Origin of the sequence: Corynebacterium sp. HMSC08F01, assembly GCF_001807545.1 — a bacterium.
GTDB lineage: Bacteria > Actinomycetota > Actinomycetes > Mycobacteriales > Mycobacteriaceae > Corynebacterium > Corynebacterium coyleae.
The window spans coordinates 1-5,583 of sequence record NZ_KV789320.1; the positions used below are offsets into that span (position 1 = coordinate 1).

Here is a 5,583-nt window from a genome sequence, read left to right on the forward strand (position 1 = left end):
GCGTGAGCGCAAGAAGATCGTCGAGTGGGAAGACATGCTGGGTCACTCCACGCACAAGTGCGAGGGTTAATCAAGACGGCACCTTCTAGATCGACAACTCGTGGTCGGGGCGACGTCATTTCGAATCAACAGACATTTCGTTGCCTTCATGTCGATTTTTACGGTGAAAATCGACATGTCAGCTTCTGCGATCACGATTCGGGTAATAGGCATCCCAGCCCGCGTCGGGAATTCTGCTACTAGCTGCGCCCTTCTCAGGATCGGTTTTCGGATCTCAAACCCGAGGTCAGCTACGATAACCCAACCTGGGGGATCTGCACAAAGTAGCAGAAGTCCAGAGGCCGAGGAATGTGGATAGGGCCGCACTTCAGATAAGCTCAGCTTCCCTCACCAAGAGTGCCAGTTGAACGCGGTTACCGATTCCGAGTTCATCAAAAATCTTCGTCAAGTGGGTTTTGACCGTAGCGGTTGATAACAACATCGCTCTCGCGATCTCCTGATTAGTTAAGCTCTGTGCAACTAAGATCGCTATTTCCGTTTCCCTTTTGCTAAGGCCCGCTAGGGCCTGTTGAGCTTCAACCCGCCGATTAACCTGGCCGTCCCGGGTGTACGCGTCAAGCAGGATGCGAGTATGACGAGGGGAAAGAGTGACCTTGCCAGCGGAGGTGTCCCTAATTGCTTGGATTACGGATTCAGGAGGCGCGTCTTTCAATAGGAACCCGATAGCACCGGCCTCAAGGACCTCCATGACGGTCGATTCATTATCGAATGCAGTCATCATCAATATTGCTTGGCTATGCCCAGCCTTGAGAATCGATTCGGCAACTTGAAGGCCTCCAACGTTTGGCATCCGGACGTCCAGAACAACCACGTCGGGACGCAGACTCGGAAGCTGATCAATAGCCTCAGCACCGCTTCCTGCTTCGCCGACAACTTCGATATCGTCGGTCGCTTGGAGTATGAACTTCAAGCCCCGGCGAACCATCGGATCATCATCCACTAGGTACACACGTATCATCCGATGGTCTCCCTATGCGATCACCGATTTGGGCCAAGGGACTATAACGTGTAGTTCAAAGCGACCGGACCGCTCTCCAAACCGCACAACGCCACCGAACTTGCTTACTCGCCGTTCTACCCGTTTCAAACCCGTCCCACGGCGCTTCTTAACTAGATCTCCCGATTCAACCTCACGCACGGAGTTCTGGATATAGATTTGTAATTCGCCTCCTTCGCTGCCACTCAGTTCAATAGAAATCGGGCTTTGTGGAGCATGAACGCTGGCATTGGCTAGAGCCTCTTGAACTACTTGCGAGACGAGCTGGCGCATTTCCTGTGGCATTGCATCCAACTGGCGAAGCGATCTAGTGTTTAGCGTAATGTCGGCCCCGCTTCTCCGATTTTCAGCCACGATCGCAGCTAAATCTTCGGGGGCCTGGAAAGCCGACGCATCGTCCAAGCGGTCAATAAGAACTCTGAGGTCCGCTAACGTCTCTACCGCGGTCTCTCGTATCAATTGGGCGTTCTCCTTGATCACGTCGGGGCCAGCTTCGGCGTTGACCTCGAGGCCACCCGCTTGCAGTGACAACAGCGCTAACTTATGGCCAACATGATCGTGCGCTTCGTTGGCGATCCGGGCTCGCTCCCTGAGGACGGCCTCTGTAGCCACCCTTTGCCGCTCCAGCTCTTTATGCTGCGCAATCACCCGGTACGACTCAACCAGATTTCTATTGTAGGAAATAACCAGCCCAGCCAGGAACGGCGCAATGACGAGAACCGTGCCTTCAACCAGCCAGGCAATAGTTGGATCATTGGTTTCCCTCTCACCCGCCTGAACAGTGACGATCGTTTCCTTATCCGACCACCCGACTCGGCAGAGGACGAAAGCAGCGACCACAGCCGCGAAACTGCCCCATCCTCGCTTACGCAGTGCCAAGTTGAACACGGTCGGAAGAAAGAAGACGTTAGTTACAAAAAGAGCACAAACTGCTGGCGGAAAAAGAACCAGAAAAGGATATCGTTTGCGTTGAAATTGCAGCGCGATCATCAATGCGATTAGCGCTATTAACGCCACCCGACTTTGCTCGCTAGCTCCGCTCAGTGAGACGAAACCGATCAAGCAGATTGACGCAGGGTAGATGAGGTCGCTCCACGTCTGACCTCCAAAGGGATCGTCACCCGAATCTGAGACTACGCGCTCCAAAGTGACACCCCGTTTAGTCACAAAATCCTTGACCAGCAAAAAACAGGCGGAACATTGCGCAATTCTAGCTCGTCAACACACCCTCGGGCAACTAAGGATTCATAGCTACTTGGCCAAATTTAAATGTCCAGTTGGCTGATACCCGGATCGGACCCGGTAATTCAAACTGAGGATGGCGGTCAAACGGTCGCCCTCCCCACTGAAGTCATCGGAAATAGAAAGGAGTACACATTGGACAAGGAAAACGTTGCCCCGTTCGAAATGGAGCGGATCGACTACCCGGTAATCGAGGAAGACGCTCCAATGCCCCCATTGAGCCAGGAGATGGTCCGACAGGAAGCAAAACAGGGGCTTCTCGAGATCAGAGATTTTGTGACCAGGGACGAGTTTGTCGCGATGCTGCAAGAACTGTATGCGCTACCGGTTCAGGAACGAGACGAGTTCGTTCGAGGCACGATCCTCGACGAAGATGAGTTAGAAGATCGAGGTATCCATGTGCCCGAGGGCCTGAAGATCCAACGTTCACGGTTTGGCGACGGCCGACCCACTCTGTTTTGCGTGGCGAAACTCTTGTCAGACGGGGTCAGGAAAGTGACCTACACGTTCGACAGTGAGACGGCACTGGCTTAAGAGGTGCACCTGTGGAAGCGACTAAGAAATTCACGGATAGAGCCAGTTTTCACGGCGCAACTAAAACTGAGCTCGAGTCGAATGATGCTGGTCGACGACTGTTCGGGCTTGCGAATCAGGCGGCTCTTTTTCCGCACCAAGGCGAAATCTTTCTCAACGAGCAGGAATTGGTCCTTGGTGACTGGCTGACTCTGCGGCCCACTGATATCCAGGATGTTGACGTCGAGTTCACACCCGAGTATGGACGCTTCACAGCGGGCGGTAGCCGAGGCGGATTTCCCTCTCTCGGATTCGTTAGGGATCTTGGTAAGCCCCTGAACCTCTATCTCACTAACGGAGACAGAATCTCGCTTCTAGTGAACTTCAGACTCGTCAGTGGAACTAACGACAATAAGTCCTGGCTCGAGAAAATTCGCTCGTTCGCCAACATCGGATGACTCCCTTCGTTCACCCCCAAGCAAATCATTGCAATACCAGAAAGGATTCACCATGTCCGTAAATACCACGTTCAACAAGATCGACAGCGAGATCGCTGAGGTAGAGCTTCGCATCAACAAGGAAACGATCACGAAGCAAATCGATGACTTCATCGAAGTTATCGCTTCTGATGGGTTCATCGGCTACATCAACGATGTCGCTCAGCTCCCCACCCATGCGGAAAGGAAGGAGCTTACTGCAAAGACCGCCAATCTCGAGACTTTGCGAGAGCGCGGAGTGCCAGTTCCTGACGGACTGCGATTCACAACGCGCGAATTCGAGCTACCCGAGGATGGTCGTGAGGCTGAGGGTCCCCTGCTCAAGGTTCGACCGGAACTTGATCCGCGAATGGGAGGCTGCATCAGCATCGGTTTCTACGTCTGCGCCAGCTACGGCAACTAGCTAAAGCTGCGCCCTAACCACCTACGAAGTAGCCCCACTTACAAGCGGGGCTACTTGCCTACGAATGGTACTTAGATGAAAACACCTCAAGTCGCTGTAAAACTTTCTAATCTTAGCAAGAGGTATGGTTCGACTCTCGCACTCGATGACATCAATGTAGAGGTCCCCGCAGGGACAGTAGTGGGTCTTGTGGGGTCGAACGGTAGCGGAAAGTCCACACTTCTACGCCTTATTGCCGGAGTCGAACGCCCTTCCCACGGGGAAATCGAGTTCTTCGGGAAAAACCTCGCCTCCAGCGAAACTATAGGGAGCGGGACTGGAGCTGCAATCGACGCAATGGCGCTTTGGCCGCGCTGGTCAGTCAAACGAACTTTGACATACCTTGGTCAACTGACTGGGCGAACGGACGAGGAAGTCAAGGACGTAATTAAATCCCTGTCGTTGGGTGAGTATTCGTCGAGAAAAGTTCGGACGCTATCGCTTGGAAACCGTCAACGGGTGCAAATTGGTGCCGCTTTGATTAATGGTTCACTCCTTACCATTCTTGACGAACCAATGAACGGTTTAGATCCCCAGGGGCGCCTGCTTATGCGAAACCTCATAGAGCAGTTACCAACTGACGAACGCACTGTCTTAATCTCAAGCCACGACCTCAATGAAATTCAAACCCTTTGCTCCCACATCATCCACCTGGAACGCGGAAGAATGATTTTTGCTGGTGAGCTCGCTAGCTACGTGGGGGAAGCGAAATCTTTCTTAGTACATTATCCGCCGGAACTGAGTGAGGCGATCAGTTCCATCATTGATCATCGACTTGTCCGAACTGGCTCACACAACCCTGGCGTGCTGGAGGTGGACGATCAGAATGTCGAAACCCTACGGACCCTAATGGAGGAGCACTCCATTCCGGTCTTGAATCTGGAGACGAAGAAGCACACTTTGGAGGATCAGTTTCATGCACACGGCAGACCGTAAGACGGTGGTCAAAGTCGAAACCAGAAGGTGGTTGCTTCATCCGGGAGTCTTTGCTCTACTCGTAGTTGCGTCGTTACTAACCGCACTGTTGTCATACGCCGCAGTCATGGCATCAAGCGGGGCCTCCTCAGATGCCGGTGCGGTCTCGATCGACACCACGGCAGCACTCGGGCCCGACTCAGAAGATCCGGAGAAGCTGGATCTCGCCGCAACCTCGATCTATCTACTAGCGCCACTTGCGGCTTCACTCCACGGCGTTCTTTTCGCTGGAAGCGAGCTCTCATCGGGCGCTCTGCTCAATATTGCGGTCGCGGCGCGGCGTTTGAGAACGATCTTCGCCGTTCGGGCGCTATCTCTGGTACTTTTGTCGTTAATAACCGGAGCAATCCTAACCGCATTATCGATCGCTGGGTTGACGGCAGGTTTGAGGCAAGCCGAAGTACCAAGCCTCACCCCCGAAGCGCCCCTTGGTACCGTCATCCTGGGCGGATCCATTCTCTACGCCACCGTTGCCGTGATCGCATTTGCGGCAGCAACACTGCTAAGACGGTGGGTCGTCGTTTTGGTTGCACTCGTAGCTTATTTCGTCGTTGCAGAACCCCTGTTAGCTTCAATGCTGTCCGAACATGCTTCGAAGTGGTTGCCTCACGTTTCGCTTGGAAAGTGGGTGGACTTTGAGCCCGAGAGACGATTCGCTTTCCCAACTATGGTTCTGGCACTTTTGGCTCTGGTCACTGCCGTGGTTGGCACGCAGCGTGATCGAGCTGCGAGGTAAGACCGTTTTTGTGAATTCAGGAGACTAGATGGATCTCATCCGCCTCACCGCGCGCTTTGGCAAGCGGTACAGCGGCAAGATCGCGCTGGTGATCGTGCTGCAGCTGGTCACGACGCTGGCA

Annotated in this window: 7 protein-coding genes; 5 read left to right on the forward strand and 2 right to left on the reverse strand. The window is 53.6% G+C overall.

Translation table 11 applies throughout. The annotated features are described in order from the left end of the window. Positions 1 to 367: 367 nt before the first annotated feature. Both HMPREF3171_RS09130 and HMPREF3171_RS09135 read right to left on the reverse strand, forming a co-directional pair. Entirely contained in the window at positions 368 to 1,018 is a 651-nt protein-coding gene (locus HMPREF3171_RS09130) for a response regulator (protein WP_070484653.1), read from the reverse strand. Positions 1,019 to 1,030: 12 nt separating this feature from the next. Continuing rightward, on the reverse strand, positions 1,031 to 2,119 hold the full coding sequence (locus tag HMPREF3171_RS09135; RefSeq protein ID WP_141743394.1) for a sensor histidine kinase: 1,089 nt from the start codon (positions 2,117 to 2,119) through the stop codon (positions 1,031 to 1,033). A 315-nt stretch (positions 2,120 to 2,434) separates the two neighbouring features. Between HMPREF3171_RS09135 and HMPREF3171_RS09140 the strand changes: the two genes are divergently transcribed. The 5 genes from HMPREF3171_RS09140 (at position 2,435) to HMPREF3171_RS09160 (ending at position 5,462) form a co-directional block, all read left to right on the forward strand. Beyond that, positions 2,435 to 2,833: a hypothetical protein gene (locus HMPREF3171_RS09140; RefSeq protein WP_141743395.1), complete on the forward strand. Its 399-nt coding sequence runs from the start codon at positions 2,435 to 2,437 to the stop codon at positions 2,831 to 2,833. 11 nt (positions 2,834 to 2,844) lie between these two features. Next, entirely contained in the window at positions 2,845 to 3,270 is a 426-nt protein-coding gene (locus HMPREF3171_RS09145; protein WP_070484661.1) for a hypothetical protein, read from the forward strand. 52 nt (positions 3,271 to 3,322) lie between these two features. Beyond that, positions 3,323 to 3,712 (forward strand): hypothetical protein, encoded by a 390-nt coding sequence (locus tag HMPREF3171_RS09150; protein ID WP_070484664.1) that lies wholly within the window; start codon positions 3,323 to 3,325, stop codon positions 3,710 to 3,712. Between the two features lie 75 nt (positions 3,713 to 3,787). Beyond that, positions 3,788 to 4,687, forward strand: coding sequence for an ABC transporter ATP-binding protein (locus HMPREF3171_RS09155; protein ID WP_070484666.1), 900 nt, complete (start codon positions 3,788 to 3,790; stop codon positions 4,685 to 4,687). Then, positions 4,668 to 5,462, forward strand: a complete 795-nt coding sequence (locus tag HMPREF3171_RS09160; RefSeq protein ID WP_070484668.1) for a hypothetical protein — start codon at positions 4,668 to 4,670, stop codon at positions 5,460 to 5,462. Before HMPREF3171_RS09155 ends, HMPREF3171_RS09160 begins: the two co-directional genes overlap by 20 nt. Positions 5,463 to 5,583: the final 121 nt, after the last annotated feature.

What these genes read in the sequence shown, in the direction of transcription:
- HMPREF3171_RS09130 (WP_070484653.1), bottom strand. Translation starts at nt 1,018, where the DNA reads ATGATACGTGTGTACCTAGTGGATGATGATCCGATGGTTCGCCGGGGC.
- HMPREF3171_RS09155 (WP_070484666.1), top strand. Translation starts at nt 3,788, where the DNA reads ATGAAAACACCTCAAGTCGCTGTAAAACTTTCTAATCTTAGCAAGAGG.
- HMPREF3171_RS09150 (WP_070484664.1), top strand. Translation starts at nt 3,323, where the DNA reads ATGTCCGTAAATACCACGTTCAACAAGATCGACAGCGAGATCGCTGAG.
- HMPREF3171_RS09160 (WP_070484668.1), top strand. Translation starts at nt 4,668, where the DNA reads ATGCACACGGCAGACCGTAAGACGGTGGTCAAAGTCGAAACCAGAAGG.